Source organism: Vibrio sp. T9 (assembly GCF_003123985.1).
GTDB lineage: Bacteria > Pseudomonadota > Gammaproteobacteria > Enterobacterales > Vibrionaceae > Vibrio > Vibrio diabolicus.
Genome location: NZ_NIGY01000133.1, coordinates 1 through 339 on the forward strand (window position 1 = coordinate 1; position 339 = coordinate 339).

Below are 339 nucleotides of genomic sequence, written 5' to 3' on the forward strand. Positions count from 1 at the left end.
TCGCGAAGCGCGGGAAGCAAGGCCGAGAAACCTTCCTCGTCATCGTCATCATCCTCGTCGCTGCCTCCGGCATGACGTGTCTCCGGTAGCAAGCAGGCCACAAGCATCGAGGCCAGCAGGAGCGCCACGGCGGAACCGATGAAGACCGTGCTCAACGACCTCAAGACGAGCAAGGCACCGAGCGCGGGGCCTATGGCTCGCCCGATGCTGGAGAGCACGCGGGCCACGGCAAAGTGGTGTCGCGTCTCTTCCTGCGGCACCACGTCACCAATCACGGTGAAGGCCGTGGGATGCAGCACGCTTTCGAAAACACCGATCAGCAGAAGCACCGCTGCCGTG

The 339-nt window shown here is 63.7% G+C and carries 1 protein-coding gene; it reads right to left on the reverse strand.

Going from position 1 to position 339, the window contains the following annotated elements; translation table 11 throughout:
- On the reverse strand, window positions 1-339 hold a 339-nt coding region (locus CBX98_RS25780; protein WP_146192933.1), incomplete at both ends, for an MFS transporter.